Below are 21,311 nucleotides of genomic sequence, written 5' to 3'. Positions count from 1 at the left end.
GAGGGCGGTGGGGTGGGCAAGGCCGGGCACGTTCACTGTGACCAGCCTATGAGACGTCTTACGCCAAGGACGTGCCAGGTGACCGGACTCACGGCCGACCGTGGGACCGCGTGAGGTCCGACCGGGCGACCCGCCGACGCGCCGGCGCCGGCGGCCGCGCGGGCCACCGGGCTACGCGGACCCGCGCCAACTGGAGGTCAGCGCCGGGCCGATCCGATCGAGGTACGTCTCCGTCAGTCTCCGGATCGACTCCACACTCGTGTCCTCGCCCCGCCCCCAGAGCCGCCCTGTGACGCGCATCACGCCGCAGAACGCGGCGACGGCGACCCGCGGCCTCGGATCGGCGTCCACGTCCAGACCCTCGCGGGCGCCGATCAGCCGGGAGATCCGTTCCTCCAGCTCCGTGGAGCGCCGCAGGTGCACGGCGAGCAGGGCCGGGGTGGACTCGATCAGCCGGTAGCTGCGCATGTAGAGATCGACCGGGACCACCTCGGACAGGGCCACCTCGACGGTGTCCCAGGCCGCGAGCGCCGCGCCCCGCAGGGCCTCGAAGGGGCCCTCGGCGGCCGGCCGGGCGTGCAGTTCGGCGACGAACCGGGACTCGACCAGCTCCTGGAGGGCGAAGACGACCTCCTCCTTGTTGGCGAAGTACCGGAAGAAGGTGCGCTGGGACACGTGCACGGCGTCGGTGATCTCGTCGACGGTGGTGCGCTCGTACCCCTGGGAGAGGAACAGCAGGAGGGCGGCGCGCAGCAGCGCGTTCCGGGTACGGCGTTTCTTGCGTTCGCGTAGTCCGGTCACCGGCGCGGCCGTCGCCGACCGCTCGTCGATCATCACCGCGGGGCTCCCTTCTGACGCCGAGTGGGCGGTCAGCGTACCGGTGACCGGTGGGGTGGCGACCGCCTCGTTGAGCCGTTTGCGAGGAGCTTTCCGAGGTCTTGGGCATGCCCGCCGGAGCGCTCGCGCATGACACGTTCGGGTCCGGTCCGGCCGGGCCCGGCGGCTCCCGGCAGCTCCGGAGGCGTCAACTCCGCACCGAAGAGGGCCCTGTCGGAGGGGTCCGCCGGGGCTGTCGCCTATCCGGGTGGACCCGCCCGAGGCCTCTTCCGTCCGCCTGTCCGCGCAGGTCAGCGTGGTCTCGGCGGAGCACCGGAAACGGTCCGGGCGCCCGCCGTCCACAAGGAGTTGACCCGTCATGCGTACGTGTCGAAGCGCCCGCGCCACCACCACGACCACCCGCGCCACCACCACCCTCGCCGCGACCGTCCTGGCCCTGACGGCCCTGATCCCGAGTACGGCCGGCACGGCGCACGCCGCGGGCCCGCCAACGCTCGGGGCCTGCGCGACCGGGCAGCTGTGCCTGTGGGCGAAACCGGAGTTCAAGGGGGCCCGGCAGACGCACGAGCTCAGCAACCTGGACATCAACAGCTGCACCGCGCTGCCGGCCGGCACCAGCGCCCAGTCGCTCACCAACCGCACCGGGCGCCCGGTGACCACCTACCAGTCGGCCGAATGCGCGGAGACCGGCGAGTTCCAGACCTACCCGGGCGACGGGGTCTGGCTGCCCCAGTCGCCTTACCAGGTGCGGGCGTTCAAGGTGTGGGAGAGGTGACCTCCCGCTGAGCCGGGGCGTTCGGCAGGTCGGCCGGCGCCCCGGTCGCAGCCCCGGCCCCGGTCACGGCCCCGGCCCCGGTCATGGCCCCGGCCCCGGCCCCGGTCACGGCCGGGCTCGGGGCCGCGGTCGCCGCGCCGCCCAGCCGGGCGACCTCGCCGCGCAGCGCCCGTACCTCGTCCTGCAGCTCCCGGATGGCCGCCAGTTGGAGCATGTCCGCCCGGTCGTCGCGCTCGAAGCGGGAGATGAACCACGCGGCGATGTTGGCGGTCACCACACCGAGCAGGGCGATCCCGGACAGCATCAGACCCACGGCCAGGACCCGGCCGAGGCCGGTGGTGGGCGAGTGGTCCCCGTACCCGACCGTCGTCATCGTGGTGAAGGACCACCACACGGCGTCGCCCAGATTCTTGATGTTCCCGTCGGGGGCGTCCCGCTCCACGCTGAGCACCGCCAGCGAGCCGAACATCAGCAGCCCCACCACGGCCCCGGCCACGTAGGTCGTCAGCTGGATCTGCGGAGCCATCCGGGCCCGCCGGCCCACCAGCATCAAGGTGGCGACCAGTCGCAGCAGGCGCAGGGGCTGTACGAGCGGCAGCACCACGGCGGCCAGGTCCAGCCAGTGGGTCCGGACGAAGTGCCTGCGGTCGGCCGCCAGGGCCAGCCGGACCACGTAGTCCACCGCGAAGGCCCCCCACACCACCCATTCGACGTAGGTGCAGGCCCGGTGCACCCCCGTACGCGCGTCGGGGGCGACGATGGGCACGGCGTACGCCACGGCGAAAGCCACGGCGAGCAGGAGCAGCGGGGTCTGGCTCCGCCGCTCCCACAGCAGCTGGCGGGAGGGTTCCTTCATGCCGAGCATCGTAAGGAACCTGTAAAGGGAAGCGGGTCCCGGCCGAAGCCGGGACCCGCTCACAGGATGCTGCCGCGCGCGGAGCCGGCGGGGTCGCCGAGGCGCGCCACCGGCCCGCCGCGCAGCGACTACGCGTCGCCGCCCGCCGGCACCCGGATCCGGCCTGCGGCTCGGCGGAGGCGGGGACCGGCGGGCCGGTGCCGACCCCGCCCGCCCCGCTCGTCCGCCCCGCCCGCCGCAGGCGCTACGCGTCGCCGCCCGACGCGCCCGGGTGCGCCGCCGCCACGTCCAGCAGCTGGTACCGGTCGACCGCCTGCTTCAGCACCGAGCGGTCGACCTTCCCCGCCCGGGCCAGCTCGGTGAGCGTCGCCAGGACCACCGACTGGGCGTCGATGTGGAAGAAGCGCCGCGCGGCGCCACGGGTGTCCGCGAAGCCGAAGCCGTCCGCGCCCAGCGAGGTGTACGCGCCCGGCACCCAGCGCGAGATCTGGTCCGGAACCGACCGCATCCAGTCCGAGACCGCCACGAACGGCCCCTCCGCACCCGACAGCTTCCGCGTCACGTACGGGACGCGCTGCTCCTCCTCCGGGTGGAGCAGGTTGTGCTCCTCGACCTCGACCGCTTCGCGGCGCAGCTCGTTCCAGGAGGTCGCCGACCAGACGTCCGCCCGCACGCCCCAGTCGGCCGCCAGGATCCGCTGCGCCTCCAACGCCCACGGCACGGCCACGCCCGAGGCCATCAGCTGGGCCCCGATCGTGCCCTCGGTGCCCTGGGACACCCGGTGGATGCCCTTGAGAATGCCGTCCACGTCGACGTCCGCCGGCTCGGCCGGGTGCTGGATCGGCTCGTTGTAGACGGTCAGGTAGTAGAAGACGTCCTCCGCCTCCGGGCCGTACATCCGCCGCAGACCGTCCTTGACGATGTGCGCGATCTCGTAGCCGTAGGCCGGGTCGTACGCCACGCAACCCGGGTTCGTCGAGGCCAGCAGCTGGGAGTGACCGTCGGCGTGCTGGAGGCCCTCACCCGTGAGGGTGGTCCGTCCGGCGGTCGCGCCGAGCACGAAACCGCGCGCGAGCTGGTCGGCCATCTGCCAGAACTGGTCACCCGTGCGCTGGAAACCGAACATCGAGTAGAAGACGTAGACCGGGATCAGCGGCTCGCCGTGCGTTGCGTACGCCGAACCGGCGGCGATCAGCGAGGCCGTGCAACCCGCCTCCGAGATGCCGTCGTGCAGCATCTGGCCGGTCGGGGACTCCTTGTACGCGAGCAGCAGGTCGCGGTCGACCGCCTCGTACTGCTGGCCCAGCGGGTTGTAGATCTTGGCGCTCGGGAAGAACGCGTCCATACCGAAGGTGCGGTACTCGTCGGGCGCGATCAGCACGAAACGCTTGCCGATCTCCTTGTCGCGCATCAGGTCCTTCAGGATGCGGACGAAGGCCATGGTGGTGGCGATCGACTGCTGTCCGGAGCCCTTCTTGGCGGCCGCGTACGCCTTGTCGTCCGGCAGCTGCAGCGGCTTGGCGCGCACCACACGGGTCGGCACGTAGCCGCCGTGCGCGTTGCGCTGGTCGTGCATGTACTGGATCTCCGGCGAATTGCGGCCCGGGTGGTAGTACGGCGGGGCCCCGCCCTCCAGCTGCGCGTCCGTGATCGGGATGTGCAGGCGGTCGCGGAAGCGCTTGAGGTCGTCGACCGTCAGCTTCTTCATCTGGTGCGTCGCGTTGCGGCCCTCGAAGTTCGGGCCGAGCGTCCAGCCCTTGACCGTCTGGGCCAGGATGACCGTCGGCTGGCCCTTGTGGGCCTTGGCCGCCGCGTAGGCCGCGTAGACCTTCTTGTGGTCGTGACCGCCGCGGCCCAGGTGCTGGATCTGCTGGTCGGACATGTTCTCGACCATCGACCGCAGCCGCTGGTCGCCGCCGAAGAAGTGCTCGCGGATGTACGCGCCCGACTCGGTGGCGTACGTCTGGAACTGCCCGTCGGGCGTGGAGTTCATCTTGTTGACGAGGATGCCGTCGCGGTCCTGCGCCAGCAGCGGGTCCCAGGAGCGGTCCCAGATCAGCTTGATGACGTTCCAGCCGGCACCGCGGAAGATCGACTCCAGCTCCTGGATGATCTTGCCGTTGCCGCGTACCGGGCCGTCGAGCCGCTGCAGGTTGCAGTTGACCACGAAGGTCAGGTTGTCCAGACCCTCACGGGCGGCGATCGACAGCTGGCCCAGCGACTCCGGCTCGTCCATCTCGCCGTCGCCGAGATACGCCCAAACGTGGGACTTGGAGGTGTCGGCGATACCGCGCGCCTGCATGTACCGGTTCATCCGCGCCTGGTAGATCGCCCCCAGCGGGCCGAGGCCCATCGAGACGGTCGGGAACTCCCAGAAGTCCGGCATCAGCCGCGGGTGCGGGTAGCTGGAGAGGCCGTACGGGGCCTTCGACTTCTCCTGCCGGAACGCGTCCAGCTGCTGCTCGGTGAGCCGGTCCAGCAGGTACGCGCGGGCGTAGATACCGGGGGAGGCGTGCCCCTGGAAGAAGATCTGGTCGCCGCCGTCGCCCTCGTCCTTGCCCCGGAAGAAGTGGTTGAAGCCCACGTCGTAGAGGGAGGCGGAGGAGGCGAACGTGGCGATGTGGCCGCCGACGCCGATCCCGGGCCGCTGGGCACGTGAGACCATGACGGCCGCGTTCCAACGGGTGGCGTTGAGGACCTTGCGCTCGATCTCCTCGTTGCCGGGGAAGAACGGCTCGTCCCGGGTGGCGATCGTGTTGACGTAGTCCGTGCTGCGCATCTCCGGCACGGCCACGCGCTTCTCGCGGGCGCGCTCGATCAGCCGCAGCATCAGGTAGCGGGCCCGTTCACGGCCGCGCTCGTCGACTGCGGCGTCGAGGGAGTCGAGCCACTCCTGCGTCTCCTCCGGATCGAAGTCCGGTACCTGACTCGGCAGGCCGCCAATGATGATCGGATTGCGATCGGATGCGGAAGCCACGCTGTTCCTTCGCTGTCGGGGAGTCGTGCGGGAGGCATGCCTGGAGGCGCCGCCTCCCATGCTCTTACGCTGGGCCGAAATCTTCATCTTTACCACCGGGTAATCCCTGGAAACCGTAGGGAACCCGGGAGGGCAGGATCGGCGGGGATCCGTCGCGAATCCGACCGAACCGCAACCTTACGCTCAAGACGGGCACCGACTTCGTAAGACTGTTCGTCCCTCAAACAGGTAGGAAAGACCCAAGCGTCGACGATGATGCCGAATGAGCTGGAATGGTGTGGGATGAATCACGAGAGGTGCACACGGGAAGGCTGAAAGTTGCGGCGAGACGGCCGTAATCGTCACCGTTTCGACGGTCTCGGCGGCCGGGTACTTGCGCGATCCGCCGCGCCCGTGTGGACTACGCCCAATGCTGCGCGTACGCGCGCCGCCGAAGACATTCACCGAACATGAGCAGGAGGCACCCCGTGAGCGCGACCGCGGACCACGCGGAGAGCCTGGCCGCCCGGCTGGGTTTCCAGTCCGAACAGGTGGTCCAGGAGATCGGCTACGACGACGACGTCGATCAGGAATTCCGTGACAGCGTCGAAAAGCTCGTCAACGAGCTCGCCGACGAAGACTACGACGACGTCGCCGACGCGGTGCTGTTGTGGTTCCGTGACGAGGACGGCGATCTGACGGACGCCCTGGTCGACGCGACCGAGCTGGTCGAGGACGGCGCACTGATCCTGCTGCTGACCCCCAAGACGGGCCGTGACGGCTACGTCGAGGCCAGCGACATCAGCGAGGCGGCCGAGACGGCCGGCCTCTCCCTCGCCAAGGGCCTGCCCGTCGGCAAGGAGTGGACCTCCACCAAGCTGGTGACGCCCAAGGCGGCCAAGGCCAAGCGCTGAGCCGAGCCCCGCAGCGATGCGGACACACGCCCCGCCGCACCGGGTCACCCCGGTCGGCGGGGCGTGTGCGTTCACGGCCCGGAGCTAGGCCCAAAAGGCCGGGCCCATAAGGTGGGACCACCCGAACAGCCCAACGCGGGGATGCGGGAACGAAGGGATGCGAGAGATGGCGATCGAGGTCGGCGACAAGGCCCCGGACTTCGAGCTCAAGGACAACCACGGCCGGACCGTGCGGCTCTCCGACTTCCGGGGCGAGAAGGCAGTGGTGCTGCTCTTCTACCCGTTCGCCTTCACCGGCGTCTGCACCGGCGAGCTGTGCGAGCTGCGCGACCGGCTCCCGCGCTTCCAGAACGACGACGTGCAGCTCCTCGCCGTCTCCAACGACTCCGTGCCCACCCTGCGGGTCTTCGGTGAGCAGGAGGGCCTGGAATACCCGCTGCTGTCCGATTTCTGGCCGCACGGGGAGACCTCGCGCGCCTACGGCGTCTTCGACGAGGACAAGGGATGTGCGGTCCGCGGCACCTTCATCATCGACAAGGACGGCGTCGTGCGCTGGACTGTCGTCAACGGACTGCCCGACGCGCGTGACCTGAACGAGTACATCAAGGCACTCGACAGCCTCTGAGCGCGCCGGCGTGGGCCGTACACGCATTTTCCCTGCGAAAACCGCTTACAGGCGGGAACCCGTCACTAGGATCGAAACGTTGATCCGGTAGCTCCCCCGGTCACGACCGGGAGGGCCCCCTGCACGACGGGGCACCGCCCCACACACAGAACCCAATGGAGGACCCGTGGGAGTCAGCCTCAGCAAGGGCGGCAACGTCTCGCTGACCAAGGCCGCGCCTAACCTGACGGCGGTCATCGTCGGTCTGGGCTGGGACGCTCGCACCACCACCGGTGTCGACTTCGACCTCGACGCCAGCGCGATCCTGACCAGCGACCAGGGCAAGGTCACCAGCGACGCGAACTTCGTCTTCTTCAACAACCTGAAGAGCCCCGACGGCTCGGTGGAGCACACCGGTGACAACACCACCGGTGAGGGCGAGGGCGACGACGAGGCGATCAAGGTCAACCTGGCCGGCGTCCCGGCCGACGTTGCCAAGATCGTCTTCCCTGTCTCGATCTACGAGGCCGAGAGCCGTCAGCAGAGCTTCGGCCAGGTCCGCAACGCGTACATCCGCGTGGTGAACCAGGCCGACAACAGCGAGCTCGCTCGTTACGACCTCTCCGAGGACGCCTCGACCGAGACCGCCATGGTCTTCGGCGAGCTGTACCGCAACGGTGCGGAGTGGAAGTTCCGCGCCATCGGCCAGGGTTACGCATCGGGTCTGCGCGGCATCGCGCAGGACTTCGGCGTCAACGTCTGAGTCCGAGAGCAGTCCGTCCGTCCGGCGCCGTGCACTGTGTGTACGGCGCCGGACCGGCTTCGGCGCCACCCGCACACCGCACCGCCGGACGCCATACGCACCGCTGGAAGTCATCCGCACCACCGGCGCCGTCCGCACCACCGGCGCTGACCGCACCACCGGCGCTGACCGTCGCACCGCACCACACCCGCCGCACCGGCACATCGCCGTACCGCCACACCGTCGTCCGGGGAGGACCACAACATGGGCGTCACACTCGCCAAGGGGGGCAATGTCTCCCTCTCCAAGGCCGCACCGAACCTCACCAGGATTCTGATCGGTCTCGGATGGGACGCGCGCTCGACCACGGGAGCCGACTTCGACCTCGACGCCAGCGCGCTGCTGTGCAACAGCGGCCGAGTGCTGGGGGACGAGTACTTCGTCTTCTACAACAACCTGAAGAGCCCCGACGGCTCCGTCGAACACACAGGGGACAACCTCACCGGCGAGGGTGAGGGCGACGACGAGTCGATCATCATCGACCTCACCAAGGTCCCGGCGGCCGTGGACAAGATCGTCTTCCCGGTCTCGATCCACGACGCGGACTCCCGCCGGCAGAGCTTCGGCCAGGTCAGCAATGCCTTCATCCGCGTGGTGAACCAGGCCGACGGCCAGGAACTGGCCCGCTACGACCTGTCCGAGGACGCGTCCAGCGAGACCGCGATGATCTTCGGCGAGGTCTACCGGTACGGGGGTGAATGGAAGTTCCGTGCGGTGGGGCAGGGGTACGCGTCGGGGCTCCGAGGCATCGCTCTAGACTTCGGGGTCAACGTTTCGTAAAGCCGTACAAGACGATGGGGTGCCAGTGGTTCTCAAAACCTTCGGCTGGTCGTTCGCAATCACTGCGCTCGGTCTGGTCGCAGCGGTGTTCTACGGGGGGTGGCAGGCCTTCGGAATCGTGGCGATCCTGTCGGTCCTCGAGATCTCGCTGTCTTTCGACAACGCGGTGGTCAACGCCGGGATCCTGAAGAAGATGAATGCCTTCTGGCAGAAGATCTTCCTCACCATCGGTGTACTCATCGCGGTCTTCGGTATGCGACTGGTCTTCCCCGTTGTGATCGTCGCGATCAGCGCCAAGATCGGGCCCATCGAGGCCGTGGACCTCGCCCTCTCCGACAAGGAGATGTACGAGCAGCTGGTGACGGACGCCCACCCGTCCATCGCCGCCTTCGGCGGCATGTTCCTCCTGATGATCTTCCTCGACTTCATCTTCGAGGACCGTGACATCAAGTGGCTCGCCTGGCTGGAGCGCCCGCTCGCCAAGCTCGGCAAGGTCGACATGCTGTCCGCCTGCATCGCGCTGATCGTTCTCGTCGTCGCCTCGATGACGGTGGGGGCCAATGCCCACCAGCACGGTGGCATCCACGTGGACAAGGCGCAGACCGTCCTGATCTCCGGCATCCTCGGCCTGATCACCTACATGATCGTCGGTGGCCTTTCCGGCTACTTCGAGAACAAGCTGGAGGAAGAGGAGGAAGCCGAGCACGAGGCCGAGGAAGAGGCCAAGAAGACCGGCAAGCCCGTCACGGCCGTCGCCATGGCCGGCAAGGCCGCCTTCTTCATGTTCCTCTACCTCGAGGTCCTCGACGCCTCCTTCTCCTTCGACGGAGTCATCGGCGCCTTCGCCATCACCAACGACATCGTGCTCATGGCCCTCGGCCTCGGCATCGGTGCCATGTACGTCCGTTCGCTGACGGTCTACCTGGTCCGCCAGGGCACCCTCGACGACTACGTGTACCTGGAGCACGGCGCGCACTACGCGATCGGCGCGCTCGCCGTCATCCTGCTCGTCACCATCCAGTACGAGATCAACGAGATCATCACCGGTCTCGTCGGCGTGGTGCTCATCGGATGGTCCTTCTGGTCCTCCGTGCGCCGCAACAAGCGCCTGGAACTGGAGGGTTCCACCGCCGAGGCATGACCGCGGCGGTAATGCGGAACGCTCACTCTGCGGGGCGGTCCACCGGGTTCACGGACCCGGCGGGCCGCCCCGCTTCCGTAGGCTCAGGGCGTTTCAGGGGATCAGGGGACCAGGGGGTAGGGGATGGGCTTCTTCGACGGCATCATGGGCAGCCGGGCCGTGCAGTTCCAGTCGGGCAGTGCCTCGTCGAACGCGATCGAGTTGAACAAGCGACATTCGACGGTGTCGCTCACCAAACAGGGGGCCGTCCACGGCAATCTGCGCGTCAATCTGTCCTGGCGCATGCGTACCTCGGACATCGGCGGCCGTTCCGGGCAGAGCGGTCAGCTCTTCCGGCACCCGTTCAAGCTGTTCAAGCCGGACATGGTGCAGGCGCACACCCAGGGCATGGTCAATGTCGACCTCGACATGGGCTGCCTGTACGAGCTGACGGACGGCACCCGCGGCGCGGTGCAGCCGCTGGGGAACCTGCTGGGCGACCTCAACGACCCGCCGTACGTGAAGCTCAGCGGGGACGACCGGTTCGGCTCGGCGTCGGGGGAGACCCTCTACGTCAATCTCGACCACGCCGACGAGATCAAGCGGCTGCTGGTCTTCGTTTACATCTACGACCAGACCCCGGCCTTCGACCGGACGCACGCCATGGTGACCCTCTACCCCGTCACGGGGCCGCGGATCGAGATCCCGCTGGACGAGCGGCACCCGCAGGCCCGGTCCTGCGCGGTCGTCTCCCTGGAGAAGGTCAAGGGCGAGCTGGTGGTGCGGCGCGAGGTCAAGTTCGTGTACGGCTTCCAGGCCGAGCTGGACCGGCTGTACGGCTGGGGGCTGCAGTGGGGGCGGGGCTACAAGAGCGCCAAGAGCTGACCGGGGCCCCGGGACGCGGAAGCGCCCGCAGGGCCCTCGGTGGGCCGTCGAGGGTCGTCGGTGAGCCGTCGGTGAGCCGTCGGTGGGCCTCGGCGGCAGAGGCCCGAGCGGTGTCAGGGCCTCAGCGGCCTCAGCGGCGGATGAACTGCGGGCCCTGCACCGGCAGCCGGAAGGACGGATCGCCGCCCGGACCCGGCACCGGGGCCGGCGACACCGGCTGCGGGTACCCGTAGGCGGGCTGGACGGGCGGCGGTGCCTGCGTGGGCGGGGCCATCATCGCCGTGTCCTCGGAGGCGGGCCCGGCGCCAGAACCGGCACCGGGGCCGGTACCGACGCCGGCCGCGGGGCTCGCGTCCGGCTCGGCGGCGTTCTCGTCGACCGAGATCCCGTGGTCGGTCGCCAGCCCCACCAGTCCGTCGGAGTAGCCCTCGCCGAGCGCCCGGAACTTCCACCCCTCGCCCCGCCGGTACAGCTCCCCGCAGATCAGCGCCGTCTCGGCGCCGGTCTCGGGCCGCACGTCGAAGTAGGCCAGTGGTTCGGAGCCGCCGGTCGCGGTGGCGTCGTAGAGGAGGATCCGCAGGTCGCCGACCCGGCGGAACGGTACGTCCTCGGCGGAGGCGACCACCAGGATCCGGTCCACCGTGGGGGTCACCGTGCGCAGGTCCGCCTGGACGGCGTCGGTGATCGCGTCACCGATCTGCTTCTTGCCGAGTCGCCAGACGGCCCCCGAGGGGTGCCGGGGCTGGTTGTAGAAGACGAAGTCCTCGTCCGAACGCACCCGGCCGTCCGGGCCGACGAGCAGCGCCGAGGCGTCCACGTCCGGCACCTCGGGGCCGCCGGTCCAGCGCAGCACCGCCCGGACCGCCACGGCGGCCACCGGGATGTTCGAGCCCTTCTGCATCGCGTGCGTCATGCACGTCATCCTGCCCTCCCGGGGTGGACAGGGACAATGCGGCCCCCCGTAGGGCCTTGTCTCGAACGCGAGACCTGGGCATGGTGCGAGAGGGTTACCTGAACTTCATGTGCTTGAGGAACTCTTGACTCACGTTCGTACGTACTATTACCGGCCATGCCAGTTGGGCCGCCGAGGCAGTACGGGGGAAGCACATGCGTCACTTTGGGCACATAACGCCCACCGTCCGTAAGGACCTCTTCCACCAGGAACCGGCGGAATTCACCGGAGCCTCGCCTTCGCACGTCCTCGCGGCGGCGCTGGGAGCCACGCTCTACAGTCCGGCCACCCGGCCCACGCTCGCGGCCGACATCCGCAAGCAGGCCGGCCGCGGCGTCGTCTCGATGGTCCTCTGCCTGGAGGATTCCATCAGCGACGGCGATGTGACCGGAGCCGAGGAGAACCTCGTCCGGCACTTCCGTGAGCTCGACACCGACGGCGCGGAGCTCCCGCTGCTCTTCATCCGCGTCCGCACGCCCGAGCAGATACCCGACCTGGTGCGCCGGCTCGGCCGCTCCGTACGGCGACTGGCCGGATTCGTACTACCGAAGTTCGACGAGAACCGCGGGATCGCCTTCCTCGAAGCGGTCGCGGCGGCGGAGGCGGCCGGCGGACTGCCCCGCCTGTATGCCATGCCCGTCCTGGAGACCCCGGACCTCCTCCACCTCGAAACCCGCGTCGAGGCCCTCGCCGGTATCTCCCGCACGGTCAACAGCCACCGCGAGCGCGTCCTGGCACTGCGGCTCGGCGTGACCGACTTCTGCTCGGCCTACGGTCTGCGGCGCACGCCCGACATGACCGCCTACGACGTCCAGATCGTCGCGGGCGTCATCGCGGACGTCGTCAACGTCCTCAGCCGCGCCGACGGCACCGGCTTCACGGTGACCGGGCCCGTCTGGGAGTACTTCCGCAGCCAGCAGCGCCTCTTCAAGCCCCAGCTGCGCCGCAGCCCCTTCCTGGAGGAGGGCGTGGAGGAGCTGCGCACCGCCCTGATCGAGCACGACCTCGACGGACTGCTGCGCGAGATCGAACTGGACCGGGCCAACGGACTGCTCGGCAAGACCTGCATCCACCCCGCGCACGTCACGCCCGTGCACGCGCTGTCGGTGGTCTCGCACGAGGAGTTCTGCGACGCGCAGGACATCCTGCGGCCCGAGCGCGGCGGCGGCGGAGTGATGCGCAGCGCCTACACGAACAAGATGAACGAGGTGAAGCCCCACCGGGCCTGGGCCGAGCGCACCATGCTGCGCGCCGAGGTCTTCGGGGTGGCGAAGGAGGAGGTCGGCTTCGTCGACCTGCTCACGGCCGGGCTCCAGGTGTGAGCACGCCCACCGGTACGCCTGCCGGAACGCCCACCGGTACGCCCGCCGGCATGCCCGCCGGGCCGCCGACCGGTACGCCCGCGCGGACGCAGGTACCGGCGCGGACAATGACGATGACTATGACGATGACGAGGAAAGGCAAGACGATCGAAGCGGTGTGGTCGGGTACCTGGGTCGCGGACCGGCTGGGCGTGAGCCTGGAGGACTCCGGTGAAGGCCCGCGGCTGACCGAGCTCCTCGGACTGGCCCTGCGGCGCAACCCCAAGCGCGCCCACCTGCTGGTCTCGCAGGTCCTCGGCAAGCACGTCCCGCAGTCCCCCGAGGTCGTGTACGGGGCGGGCTTCGGCCTCGGCGAACGGATACGGGAGCTGCTCGGCGAGGACGGCGCCGCCGCCGTGGTCCTCGGCTACGCCGAGACCGCCACCGGCCTCGGCCACTGCGTCGCCGACGGCCTCGGCCCGGCCCCCTACCTGCACTCCACCCGCCGCCCCGTGGCCGGCGTGGAGCAGGCCGGCGGCTTCGAGGAGGCGCACTCGCACGCCACCTCGCACCTGCTGCTGCCCGAGGACCCGCGGCTGCTCGCCGGCAGCGGACCGCTCGTGCTCGTCGACGACGAGTTCTCCACCGGCAACACGGTCCTGAACACCATCCGCGACCTGCACGCCCGCCACCCGCGCTCGCACTACGTCGTCGTCGCCCTCGTCGACATGCGCTCGGCCGCAGACCGCGACCGGCTCACCGCCTTCGCCGCCGAGCTGGGCGCGCGCGTGGACCTGATCGCCCTCGCCTCGGGCACCGTCTCCCTGCCGGACGGCGTCCTGGCCAAGGGCCAGGCGCTGGTCGAGGAGTACGAGAAGGCCGGGCAGGATCAGCCCCTGCGGCATTCGGTCGGCGAGGCCGGGGGTACAGCCTCGGCAGAGGTGCCGCGGCCGATCACGCGCGTCGACCTGGACTGGCCCGCGGAGGTTCCCGACGGCGGACGCCACGGCTTCACCCCCGCCCACCGCACGGCGCTGGAGGCCGCTCTGCCCGCGCTGGCCGGGCAGCTCGGCGCCGCGCTCGGAACCGAACCCGGGCGGGTCCTCGTACTCGGCAACGAGGAGCTGATGTACGCGCCGCTGCGCCTCGCCAAGGCCCTGGAGGAGGCGGGGGCGGCCCGCGAGGTCCGCTTCTCCACCACCACCCGCTCGCCCGTCCTCGCCGTCGACGACCCCGGCTACGCCATCCGCACCCGGCTGGTCTTCCCGGCCCACGACGCCCCGGCCGACGGCCCCGGCGACCGCTACGCCTACAACGTCCGCGCCACGGACGGCGCCGGTTTCGACGCCGTCGTCGCCGTCGTGGACTCGGCCGGGGACACCCCCGAGCTGCACACCGGACTGCTGGCGGCCCTCGCCCCGCACACCGGCCACGTCGTCCTGGCCGTCGTCCCGTCCTACACACCCGACCGGCGGGAGCCGAAGCCGATCATGACCGAGCCGACCCTGCCGACCGAGTCGAGTGCGTCGACCCTGCCGACCGAGCCGACCCTGCAGACCGTGCCGACCCTGGGCGAGCCCCTGCGCGGCCCCGCCTTCTCCTCGTACGCCCCCGAGGACGTCGGCTGGCTGCTCCAAGACTTCTCCGACGTCGAACTGGAGGCGCCGACCGAGGAGCGCGAGGAGGCGATACAGGCGGGCGGGGCCCACTACGCCGAGTCCCTGCCCGTCGAATACCAACCCTCCCCCCAGTACCAGGAGCTGTACGGCAGCGCGCTGGCCGCCTCCGCCGTCCGCGTGGCCCGCGCCGTCGGCACGGTCACCGAGACCGTCCTGGCCGAACGCTCCCCGTCCCCGGTCCTGGTCTCCCTGGCTCGCGCCGGCACCCCCGTGGGCGTGCTGATGCGCCGCTGGGCCCGCGCCCGCCACGGCCTGGACCTGCCGCACTACGCCGTCTCCATCGTGCGCGGGCGCGGCATCGACGCCAACGCCCTGCGCTGGCTGGCCGCCCACCACGACCCGGCCGACATCGTCTTCGTCGACGGCTGGACCGGCAAGGGCGCCATCACCCGTGAGCTGCGCGAGGCCCTCGCCGAGTTCGAAGGCTTCGACCCGGAGATCGTCGTCCTCGCCGACCCCGGTTCCTGTGTGCCCACGTACGGCACCCGGGAGGACTTCCTGATCCCTTCCGCCTGTCTCAATTCCACCGTCTCGGGTCTCATCTCGCGTACGGTGCTGAGGTCCGACCTGGTCGGTCCCGCCGACTTCCACGGCGCGAAGTTCTACCGCGAGCTCGCCGGAGCCGACGTCTCCGTCGCCTTCGTCGACACGGTCGCCGCCCACTTCGACGCGGTGGCCGACGCCGTCGACGAGGAGGTCAAGGAGCTCCTCGCGGCCGACCGCACCCCCACCTGGGAGGGCTGGGCGGCCGTCGAGCGGATCAGCGAGGAGTACGGCATCCACGACGTGAACCTCGTCAAGCCCGGCGTCGGCGAGACCACCCGGGTCCTGCTGCGCAGGGTCCCGTGGAAGATCCTGGCGCAGCGCGGCGCCGGGGCCGACCTGGACCACGTACGGCTGCTCGCCGAGCAGCGCGGCGTCCCGGTGGAAGAGGTCGACGGGCTGCCCTACACCTGCGTAGGACTCATCCACCCCCGATACACGCGCGGCGCCACCGGCGCCGACGGAAAGGCTGTGGCCTCGAAGTGACTGTCCTCGTAGCCAGTGATCTCGACCGTACGCTCATCTACTCGGCGGCCGCCCTCGGCCTGACCATGCCCGACCCGGTGGCCCCCCGGCTGCTGTGCGTCGAGGTCCACGAGAGCAAGCCGCTTTCCTACATGACGGAGACGGCGGCGGGACTGCTGGCGGAGCTGACGGCCGATCCTTCGGTGGTCTTCGTCCCCACCACCACCCGGACCCGCAAGCAGTACCAGCGCATCCGCTTCCCCGGCCGCCCGGCCCCGTACGCCATCTGCGCCAACGGCGGGCAGCTGCTCGTCGACGGGGTACCGGACCGGGACTGGCGGCGGCAGGTCGCCGCGCGCCTGGCCGAGGAGTGCGCCCCCCTGGAGGAGGTGCACCAGCACCTGCTGGCCGTGGCCGACCCGGCGTGGCTGCGCAAGGCGCGCCTCGCGGAGGACCTCTTCGCGTACCTGGTCGTGGAGCGGGACCTGGTCCCGGACGAATGGCTCAAGTCCCTGACGGCGTGGGCCGAGGCCCGCGGCTGGACGATCTCCCTCCAGGGCCGGAAGATCTACGCGGTCCCGCGCCCGCTCACCAAGAGCGCGGCGATGCGCGAGGTCGCCCGCCGTACCGGAGCCACCACCACCCTCGCGGCCGGCGACTCGCTGCTGGACGCGGACCTGCTGCTCGCGGCGGACGCGGGCTGGCGCCCGGGGCACGGCGAACTGGCCGACGCGGCCTGGACGGCGCCGTCGGTGACCGCCCTGGCCACGGCGGGCGTCCTGGCGGGCGAGGAAATCGTGCGCGCATTCGCCCAGGAGGCGGCCCGACTGGGCAGACTGGACGCATGACCAAGGGCAACAGCACCAAGATCACAGACGAGCTCTACCGGTACATGCTCGACCACAACCCCCCGCTGGACCAGGTCCAGCGGGGGCTGGTGGCGACGACGTACACGAAGTTCCCGGACGTGGCCGGAATGCAGTCGGCGGAGGAGCAGGGTCCGCTGCTGGCCTTCCTGGTGCGACTGACCGGAGCCCGCCACATCGTGGAGGTCGGCACCTTCACCGGCTTCTCGGCCCTGTCGATGGCCCAGGCACTGCCCGCCGACGGCCGCCTCATCGCCTGCGACGTCTCCGAGGAGTGGACCCGGTACGGCCGGCAGGCCTGGGAGGAGGCGGGCGTCGCGGACCGTATCGAGCTGCGCATCGCGCCGGCGCTGGAGACCCTGCGCGCGATGCCGACCGAACCGCACATCGACATGGCGTACGTGGACGCGGACAAGCAGAGCCAGATCTCCTACTGGGAGGAACTCGTGCCGCGACTGCGTCCGGGCGGCCTGATCGTCACCGACAACACGCTGTACCACGGCACGGTCCTCGACGAGTCGGCCACCGGCGCGGCGGCAGGCGTCCGCGCCTTCAACGACCACGTGGCGGCGGACCCGCGCATGGAATCCGTCCTGCTCGCGATCTCGGACGGCCTGACCCTGTCGCGCAAGCGCTGACCCCTACGCCGGGCTGGGCCGTCGGGCTTCCGAGCTCGGGGGCTGGGGCCTCCGCGCTCGCCTGCTCAGGCCTTGAGCTCGGGGTTCAGGCCTTCGAGCCCGCGATCTCAGCCGCAGCCGCCGCCACCGCAGCAGCCGCCGCCCCCGCCGCCCATCGCGGGCGCGGGGGCACTGCTCGTCCCACCCACGGCGACGGCGGACAGCAGCTTCACGGTGTCGGAGTGCCCCGCCGGGCAGTCAGCTGGCGCGGAGGACTCGGCCATGGGCCGGCTGACCTCAAAGGTGTCGTCGCAGGTCCGGCAGCGGTAATCGTATCGAGGCATGCGCACAGGCTAAGGGCGCCCGGGCGCCGCGCGCTACGCAACTCTCGTCTGTCGCGAACCGGCCCGACGCGCCCGGTCCTCCCTGGCCGCCTGCTCGGGGTGGCGGGCCCGCCAGTACGGATTGTCGTGCGGCAGGGCGCTGCCCACCCGCCCGTACATCCCGAACCACATCAGCATCACGCCGACGACGAAACTGAACAGCACGTTCTGGATCCTGAAGGCCAGGAAGTTCAGCTCCGTGTCCAGCAGCGCGAGATTCACGAACCCGCTCGCGATGAAGAGCACGCCCAGCACGATGTTCAGGGTCGAGGCGAAGGTTCCGCCCATGACCATCCCGAAGATCAGCAGCGCGCCGATGCAGATCGACAGGACGCTCAGCGCCCCGTTGGTGTTCAGGGCCAGCACCGTGTCCCCACCGGTGTCGAAGAACCCGATCTGGTTGACCAGGCCCAGGATCCCGAACACGACCAGCAGCAGACCGGTCAGCCCCGCCCCGACCCGGTACACCTGGCCGAGCTTGTGGTCGGTGGGCAGATGATCGTCGAGCTGCGCGTTGACGGGATGCAGGACCCGTTCCATACGCCGGGAGACCGTGTCCGCCAGACGCGGTGGGACGGGTGCGTCGGGATCGGGCTCGTGGGCGACGTACGGCGCGTAGTGCTCGTGCGGTTCCGTGCACCCGTACGCCGCATGAGCCACGTAGGGCTCATGGGTCACAGGAGGCTTCTTGTAGGTGCGGGCAGCCATGGTGCCCTCCTCTGCTCCGGTTCCCGGCACCTCCCAGCATCCGCCGCCGGCCGCCCGGAAACAACCGGGTGCCATGCAGAGGTACCCGGGCCGTGACGCGGCGGGGCGTGACCAGGCGGGGCGGGGCGGGGACGCGGTGCGGCGGGGCCGGGACGAAGCAGCGCACCGGACGCCCCGGCCGGGGCGTCCGCCGACGAAGCGGTCAGCGGTCAGGGGTCAGGGGTCAGCCGTGCCCGCGCTCGGCCCGGATTCCGGTCACCACCCGGTTCACGGAAGCCCGTACGTCCGCCATCTCCAGCAGGAACGCCCAGTAGTCCGGATGCCGCCCCTCCAGCGCCGAAAGCGCCCGAGCCACCCGCGCCACCGCATCGTCCAGCGGCCGCGCGTGCTGCGGATCCGGCACACTGCGCCCCGCCATCGCCAGCCGCTGCGCATCCCGGATCGCGAAACGGGTCCGGTCCACCTCCGCCTGCGGATCCCGCGCCACCGCCTCCAGCCGCGTCAGCCGGTCCTGCGCCGCCGACACCGCCTCGTCCGTCGCGTCCAGCGAGCCCCGGACCGCCTCGATCAGCGCCCCGACGTCGGCCCAGCGCTGCTCGTCCCGGGCCTGCCCGGCCTCCCGCAACTGCTCCTCGGCCCGCGCCACGTCCCGTACCGCCTCGTCCGGCACGTGCTGCAGATCCTGCCAACAGGCCGCACTGAACCGCCGCCGCAGCTCACTGAGCACCGGATCCACCCGGTCCGCCCGGTTGCGCAACGCCTGCGCCCGCGTCCGCAGGCTCACCAGCCGCCGATCGATCTCCGCCGCCCGCTCGGGCAGCCGCGCCGCCTCGGCCCGTACGGCCTCCGCGTCCCGCAGGATCCGGTCGGCACGCTGCACCGTCTCCTGCACACCGTGCTGGGCCGCGCCCTGGTTCAGCTTGGTCAGCTCCGGACCGAGCGCCGCCAACCGCGCCGCCAGATCGTCGGCCCGTATCCCCTTGGCCCGTACGGCGTCCAGCGCGTCGCTCGCCCCGAGCAGCGCGGCCCTGGCCCGCTCCCGGGCCGGCGCCACCCGCGCGAGCTGCGTCTCGGCCTTGTCCAACAGCGGCTGCAGCCCCTGCGCGAACCGCTCCAGCTCGCCCTGGACCCGCACCAGCTCGTCCCGGGCCCGGGTCAGCTGCTCCCGCGCGCGTGTGGCGACCGAGGCCTCCAACTCCGCCCGGTCCAGGTCGTGCGCGTCGACCGCCTCGATGTAGACGTGACTGACCTCGTCGATCCGCCGCCCCAGCGCGGCGAACCCCTCGGTCGCCTGCCGCGCGGCGGGCGACCCGTCCGCCGCGGCGATCGTCTCGATCGAGATCCGCAGATCCCGCTGCGCCGTGTCCAGCTCGTAGAAAGCCGCCGCGGCGGCATCCTTCGCCGCCTGCGCATCCGCCCGCCGACTCTCGTCCCGCCCGCCGAACCACCGCCGGGATGCCGTCGTCACAATCCCTCTCCCGTACCGCGTCCGCCATGCCCCGGTCCATTCTCTCCCACGCGAACGGGTTTGCGTGGGGGGTGTGCCCGCCATGTAGGCTGTCCACTCATCCACGGGTGCGTAGCTCAGGGGTAGAGCGCTGCTCTTACAAAGCAGATGTCGGCGGTTCGAAACCGTCCGCGCCCACCAGCCAAAAGGCCCCCAACCGATCACGGTTGGGGGCCTTTTGCATCCGCATCCGACATCGACGTCCGTGGTCATCCGGGCTCCGGGCTCCGGGGTCGGTCCGGCCGGTCATGATGAGCATCAGGGCTGGGGTTCCGTCGAAGGGCGAACGGTGGAGGACGTTTTCGACACGACCGGCAGACCGCCGAAGGGATGGATGCACGCCATCTTTCACGGCGGCCCGTACGGAGAGGACGTAGGCCGCTGCGTTCCAGGTCCTCCCGCGCCGGAAATCCTCACGGTGTCGCCGGTGCGGGGAGAGGTCCACGTCTACCGCCTGGGGACGGTCGGGTCGTGGTCCGATCCGGACGACCCCATCGCTGTCTACAACCCCGACGGGCCCCCCGTGCCGCCGTCTCTGTTGAGCGACCAGGAGAAGGAACTGCTCAGGCAAGCGCAGCAGCGCAGGGGGCTCGGGCCGATCGGGCTTGTCGCGCTGTTCCGCGGACGCCTGGCGCGCGACCCTGATGTCTCCACCATCGAGTCGATGCTTGCCGGGCTGCGGCACAGGGAGCACCTGCTTCTCCAGCGCCTGACCGACCACGACGAGGGCGACCGGTACATCCAGGTCCTGCTCGACGAGGACGATACCTACGAGGTGGAACACCAAGCGGGCACGGCCGCTGAGCGCGATCGGACACGGTCGCCTTCCCTGGCAGCGGTCCGTGATGCCGTCCTGCGCTGGGCGGCCGATCAGCCGAGCCGGCGCACCGCACTCGAAGGACCTGAGCCCGGGGACGGTACGTAAGCAGCCGGTCCGTGTCCCGAACGCCTTGATGGCTTGAGGAGTTGGTACTCGTTCGTCGCCCCACCGCGGTCTCGGCGGAAGACGGGCGGGCTGGGGCGGCTTCGGGGTCGGAATGCCGGGAGGGCGTTGCGGCGGGACAATCGGGATCCGCCGCAAGGTCGAGCCGGGAGGTTGCCATGAGCCCTCAGTCGCCGCCGCAGTGGGGGCCTGCCCCGGAGCGTCCGCCGGATCGGCGCGGGTGGTTCGCGCGGCATCGGCTGCTGACCGTGCTGATGGCCGTCACCGCCGGGCTCGTGGTCCTGGGGATCGCCGGATCCTTCGCGGGCAAGGAGCCGGCCGCACCGCCACCGCCCGCCCCGACCCGAGCCGAAGCCGTCACCGATGCCGCGCGTCTGCCCGGGGTGGGGGAGCCGGTACGGGACGGGAAGTTCGAGTTCACCGTCACCAGGCTGCAGCCCGGGGTGCGGAACATCGGGGGTGCGTACGGTCAGGACGCGCAAGGGCAGTTCTTCCTCGTCCATATGACCGTGAAGAACATCGGGGACAGGGCTCGGACCTTCGACGGCTCCGACCAGGAACTCATCGACCGCAACGGCAACAAGTACAGCGCGGACACCGTCGCGGCGATCCATCTCGACGGCAGTGAGTCGTTCCTCGAACAGATCAACCCCGGCAACGTCGTCGACGGGATCGTCGTCTTCGACATCCCGAAGGGCGCGGCTCCCGCGCGCATCGAGTTGCACGACTCGATGTTCAGCGGCGGCACCACCGTCGATCTGACCCACCGGAGTTGACGGGCCAAGACCCCCGGCCGGGTGTGGTCGGGGGTCTTTCGG

Annotated in this window: 20 protein-coding genes and 1 tRNA gene; 14 read left to right on the top strand and 7 right to left on the bottom strand. The window is 70.4% G+C overall.

Going from position 1 to position 21,311, the window contains the following annotated elements:
- Positions 1–171: 171 nt before the first annotated feature.
- Positions 172–834 (bottom strand): TetR/AcrR family transcriptional regulator, encoded by a 663-nt coding sequence (locus BCL76_RS07750; protein WP_109778752.1) that lies wholly within the window; start codon positions 832–834, stop codon positions 172–174.
- Between the two features lie 361 nt (positions 835–1,195).
- On the opposite strand from BCL76_RS07750, the gene BCL76_RS07745 reads away from it, so the two are divergent.
- A complete protein-coding gene (locus BCL76_RS07745) occupies positions 1,196–1,612 on the top strand; it encodes a peptidase inhibitor family I36 protein (RefSeq protein ID WP_109778751.1) in 417 nt (138 codons plus the stop codon).
- Here BCL76_RS07745 and BCL76_RS07740 read toward each other — a convergent pair.
- Positions 1,593–2,468, bottom strand: a complete 876-nt coding sequence (locus BCL76_RS07740) for a potassium channel family protein (RefSeq protein WP_109778906.1) — start codon at positions 2,466–2,468, stop codon at positions 1,593–1,595. The genes BCL76_RS07745 and BCL76_RS07740 overlap by 20 nt on opposite strands.
- Before the next feature lie 244 nt (positions 2,469–2,712).
- Positions 2,713–5,445: a pyruvate dehydrogenase (acetyl-transferring), homodimeric type gene (gene aceE / locus BCL76_RS07735; protein ID WP_109778750.1), complete on the bottom strand. Its 2,733-nt coding sequence runs from the start codon at positions 5,443–5,445 to the stop codon at positions 2,713–2,715.
- A gap of 467 nt (positions 5,446–5,912) precedes the next feature.
- On the opposite strand from aceE, the gene BCL76_RS07730 reads away from it, so the two are divergent.
- From BCL76_RS07730 to BCL76_RS07705, 6 genes are all read left to right on the top strand, one after another.
- Positions 5,913–6,338, top strand: a complete 426-nt coding sequence (locus BCL76_RS07730; RefSeq protein WP_030757681.1) for a DUF3052 domain-containing protein — start codon at positions 5,913–5,915, stop codon at positions 6,336–6,338.
- A 166-nt stretch (positions 6,339–6,504) separates the two neighbouring features.
- The gene (locus tag BCL76_RS07725; protein ID WP_109778749.1) at positions 6,505–6,963 is read left to right on the top strand and encodes a peroxiredoxin; all 459 of its coding nucleotides are present in this window, start codon (positions 6,505–6,507) and stop codon (positions 6,961–6,963) included.
- Between the two features lie 166 nt (positions 6,964–7,129).
- Entirely contained in the window at positions 7,130–7,705 is a 576-nt protein-coding gene (locus BCL76_RS07720; protein WP_030715382.1) for a TerD family protein, read from the top strand.
- A 243-nt stretch (positions 7,706–7,948) separates the two neighbouring features.
- On the top strand, positions 7,949–8,524 hold the full coding sequence (locus tag BCL76_RS07715; protein ID WP_109778748.1) for a TerD family protein: 576 nt from the start codon (positions 7,949–7,951) through the stop codon (positions 8,522–8,524).
- 25 nt (positions 8,525–8,549) lie between these two features.
- Positions 8,550–9,665, top strand: a complete 1,116-nt coding sequence (locus tag BCL76_RS07710; protein ID WP_109778747.1) for a DUF475 domain-containing protein — start codon at positions 8,550–8,552, stop codon at positions 9,663–9,665.
- Positions 9,666–9,788: 123 nt separating this feature from the next.
- Positions 9,789–10,529, top strand: coding sequence for a TerD family protein (locus BCL76_RS07705; RefSeq protein ID WP_109778746.1), 741 nt, complete (start codon positions 9,789–9,791; stop codon positions 10,527–10,529).
- A 130-nt stretch (positions 10,530–10,659) separates the two neighbouring features.
- On the opposite strand, the gene BCL76_RS07700 is transcribed toward BCL76_RS07705, so the two are convergent.
- Positions 10,660–11,442 (bottom strand): TerD family protein, encoded by a 783-nt coding sequence (locus tag BCL76_RS07700; protein ID WP_109778745.1) that lies wholly within the window; start codon positions 11,440–11,442, stop codon positions 10,660–10,662.
- A gap of 194 nt (positions 11,443–11,636) precedes the next feature.
- On the opposite strand from BCL76_RS07700, the gene BCL76_RS07695 reads away from it, so the two are divergent.
- From BCL76_RS07695 to BCL76_RS07680, 4 genes are all read left to right on the top strand, one after another.
- Positions 11,637–12,803 (top strand): HpcH/HpaI aldolase/citrate lyase family protein, encoded by a 1,167-nt coding sequence (locus BCL76_RS07695; protein WP_109778744.1) that lies wholly within the window; start codon positions 11,637–11,639, stop codon positions 12,801–12,803.
- Positions 12,804–12,916: 113 nt separating this feature from the next.
- Entirely contained in the window at positions 12,917–15,490 is a 2,574-nt protein-coding gene (locus BCL76_RS07690) for a phosphoribosyltransferase (RefSeq protein WP_109778905.1), read from the top strand.
- Entirely contained in the window at positions 15,487–16,317 is an 831-nt protein-coding gene (locus tag BCL76_RS07685) for an HAD family hydrolase (protein ID WP_109778743.1), read from the top strand. The genes BCL76_RS07690 and BCL76_RS07685 overlap by 4 nt, the downstream gene beginning before the upstream one ends.
- Complete coding sequence (locus BCL76_RS07680) at positions 16,314–16,973, top strand: O-methyltransferase (RefSeq protein WP_109778742.1); 660 nt, start codon at positions 16,314–16,316, stop codon at positions 16,971–16,973. The genes BCL76_RS07685 and BCL76_RS07680 overlap by 4 nt, the downstream gene beginning before the upstream one ends.
- A gap of 107 nt (positions 16,974–17,080) precedes the next feature.
- On the opposite strand, the gene BCL76_RS07675 is transcribed toward BCL76_RS07680, so the two are convergent.
- From BCL76_RS07675 to BCL76_RS07665, 3 genes are all read right to left on the bottom strand, one after another.
- Positions 17,081–17,296, bottom strand: coding sequence for an FmdB family zinc ribbon protein (locus BCL76_RS07675; protein ID WP_030715356.1), 216 nt, complete (start codon positions 17,294–17,296; stop codon positions 17,081–17,083).
- A 33-nt stretch (positions 17,297–17,329) separates the two neighbouring features.
- Complete coding sequence (locus BCL76_RS07670; RefSeq protein WP_109778904.1) at positions 17,330–17,875, bottom strand: DUF4383 domain-containing protein; 546 nt, start codon at positions 17,873–17,875, stop codon at positions 17,330–17,332.
- Between the two features lie 391 nt (positions 17,876–18,266).
- The gene (locus BCL76_RS07665) at positions 18,267–19,511 is read right to left on the bottom strand and encodes a hypothetical protein (protein ID WP_258309421.1); all 1,245 of its coding nucleotides are present in this window, start codon (positions 19,509–19,511) and stop codon (positions 18,267–18,269) included.
- Positions 19,512–19,616: 105 nt separating this feature from the next.
- Between BCL76_RS07665 and BCL76_RS07660 the strand changes: the two genes are divergently transcribed.
- From BCL76_RS07660 to BCL76_RS07650, 3 genes are all read left to right on the top strand, one after another.
- A tRNA-Val gene (locus BCL76_RS07660) sits at positions 19,617–19,691 on the top strand.
- Positions 19,692–19,839: 148 nt separating this feature from the next.
- Entirely contained in the window at positions 19,840–20,475 is a 636-nt protein-coding gene (locus BCL76_RS07655) for a hypothetical protein (protein WP_146228340.1), read from the top strand.
- Between the two features lie 176 nt (positions 20,476–20,651).
- A complete protein-coding gene (locus tag BCL76_RS07650; RefSeq protein WP_109778740.1) occupies positions 20,652–21,269 on the top strand; it encodes a DUF4352 domain-containing protein in 618 nt (205 codons plus the stop codon).
- Positions 21,270–21,311: the final 42 nt, after the last annotated feature.

It is taken from the genome of Streptomyces sp. CG 926, assembly GCF_003148825.1.
GTDB lineage: Bacteria > Actinomycetota > Actinomycetes > Streptomycetales > Streptomycetaceae > Streptomyces.
This window is presented reverse-complemented; position numbering and strand designations above follow the sequence as displayed.

Excerpts from the sequence above, each read along its gene's own strand:
- BCL76_RS07750 (WP_109778752.1), bottom strand. The coding sequence starts at position 834 with ATGATCGACGAGCGGTCGGCGACGGCCGCGCCGGTGACCGGACTACGC.
- BCL76_RS07745 (WP_109778751.1), top strand. The coding sequence starts at position 1,196 with ATGCGTACGTGTCGAAGCGCCCGCGCCACCACCACGACCACCCGCGCC.
- BCL76_RS07740 (WP_109778906.1), bottom strand. The coding sequence starts at position 2,468 with ATGAAGGAACCCTCCCGCCAGCTGCTGTGGGAGCGGCGGAGCCAGACC.
- BCL76_RS07725 (WP_109778749.1), top strand. The coding sequence starts at position 6,505 with ATGGCGATCGAGGTCGGCGACAAGGCCCCGGACTTCGAGCTCAAGGAC.
- BCL76_RS07715 (WP_109778748.1), top strand. The coding sequence starts at position 7,949 with ATGGGCGTCACACTCGCCAAGGGGGGCAATGTCTCCCTCTCCAAGGCC.
- BCL76_RS07705 (WP_109778746.1), top strand. The coding sequence starts at position 9,789 with ATGGGCTTCTTCGACGGCATCATGGGCAGCCGGGCCGTGCAGTTCCAG.
- BCL76_RS07700 (WP_109778745.1), bottom strand. The coding sequence starts at position 11,442 with ATGACGCACGCGATGCAGAAGGGCTCGAACATCCCGGTGGCCGCCGTG.
- BCL76_RS07695 (WP_109778744.1), top strand. The coding sequence starts at position 11,637 with ATGCGTCACTTTGGGCACATAACGCCCACCGTCCGTAAGGACCTCTTC.
- BCL76_RS07690 (WP_109778905.1), top strand. The coding sequence starts at position 12,917 with ATGACTATGACGATGACGAGGAAAGGCAAGACGATCGAAGCGGTGTGG.
- BCL76_RS07680 (WP_109778742.1), top strand. The coding sequence starts at position 16,314 with ATGACCAAGGGCAACAGCACCAAGATCACAGACGAGCTCTACCGGTAC.
- BCL76_RS07675 (WP_030715356.1), bottom strand. The coding sequence starts at position 17,296 with ATGCCTCGATACGATTACCGCTGCCGGACCTGCGACGACACCTTTGAG.
- BCL76_RS07670 (WP_109778904.1), bottom strand. The coding sequence starts at position 17,875 with ATGGAACGGGTCCTGCATCCCGTCAACGCGCAGCTCGACGATCATCTG.
- BCL76_RS07650 (WP_109778740.1), top strand. The coding sequence starts at position 20,652 with ATGAGCCCTCAGTCGCCGCCGCAGTGGGGGCCTGCCCCGGAGCGTCCG.